Source organism: Paracerasibacillus soli, assembly GCF_042432965.1.
Lineage (GTDB): Bacteria > Bacillota > Bacilli > Bacillales > Amphibacillaceae > Paracerasibacillus > Paracerasibacillus soli.
The window spans coordinates 1-1,438 of the sequence record NZ_JBHLWL010000025.1; the positions used below are offsets into that span (position 1 = coordinate 1).

Annotated in this window: 1 protein-coding gene; it reads left to right on the forward strand. The window is 33.7% G+C overall.

What is annotated here, in order from left to right; genetic code table 11:
* Positions 1 to 97: 97 nt before the first annotated feature.
* Complete coding sequence (gene mobV, locus ACFFIS_RS09070; RefSeq protein WP_000119405.1) at positions 98 to 1,360, forward strand: MobV family relaxase; 1,263 nt, start codon at positions 98 to 100, stop codon at positions 1,358 to 1,360.
* Positions 1,361 to 1,438: the final 78 nt, after the last annotated feature.

Consider the following 1,438-nt stretch of genomic DNA (forward strand, 5'->3'; position numbering starts at 1 on the left):
ATATAAAGTATAGTGTGTTATACTTTACTTGGAAGTGGTTGCCGGAAAGAGCGAAAATGCCTCACATTTGTGCCACCTAAAAAGGAGCGATTTACATATGAGTTATGCAGTTTGTAGAATGCAAAAAGTGAAATCAGCTGGACTAAAAGGCATGCAATTTCATAATCAAAGAGAGCGAAAAAGTAGAACGAATGATGATATTGACCATGAGCGAACACGTGAAAATTATGATTTGAAAAATGATAAAAATATTGATTACAACGAACGTGTCAAAGAAATTATTGAATCACAAAAAACAGGTACAAGAAAAACGAGGAAAGATGCTGTTCTTGTAAATGAGTTGCTAGTAACATCTGACCGAGATTTTTTTGAGCAACTGGATCCAGGAGAACAAAAACGATTTTTTGAGGAAAGTTATAAATTATTTTCCGAACGATATGGCAAGCAAAATATTGCTTATGCAACAGTTCATAATGATGAGCAAACCCCTCACATGCATTTAGGTGTTGTGCCTATGCGTGATGGAAAACTGCAAGGAAAAAATGTGTTTAATCGTCAAGAACTGTTATGGCTACAAGATAAATTCCCCGAGCATATGAAAAAACAGGGTTTTGAGTTGAAGCGTGGTGAACGTGGCTCTGACCGTAAACATATTGAGACAGCTAAATTTAAAAAACAAACTTTGGAAAAAGAGATTGATTTTCTAGAAAAAAATTTAGCAGTTAAAAAAGATGAATGGACTGCTTATAGCGATAAAGTTAAATCAGATTTAGAAGTACCAGCGAAACGACACATGAAAAGTGTTGAAGTGCCAACGGGTGAAAAGTCCATGTTTGGTTTGGGAAAAGAAATAATGAAAACAGAAAAGAAACCAACCAAAAATGTTGTTATATCGGAGCGTGATTATAAAAACTTAGTGACTGCTGCGAGAGATAACGATAGGTTAAAACAGCATGTTAGAAATCTCATGAGTACTGATATGGCGAGAGAATATAAAAAATTAAGTAAAGAACATGGGCAAGTTAAAGAAAAATATAGTGGTCTTGTAGAGCGATTTAATGAAAATGTAAATGATTATAATGAGTTGCTTGAAGAAAACAAGTCTTTAAAGTCTAAAATAAGCGATTTAAAGCGTGATGTGAGTTTAATCTATGAAAGCACTAAGGAATTCCTTAAGGAACGTACAGACGGCTTAAAAGCCTTTAAAAACGTTTTTAAGGGGTTTGTAGACAAGGTAAAGGATAAAACAGCACAATTCCAAGAAAAACACGATTTAGAACCTAAAAAGAACGAATTTGAACTAACTCATAACCGAGAGGTAAAAAAAGAACGAAGTCGAGATCAGGGAATGAGTTTATAAAATAAAAAAAGCACCTGAAAAGGTGTCTTTTTTTGATGGTTTTGAACTTGTTCTTTCTTATCTTGATACATATAGAAA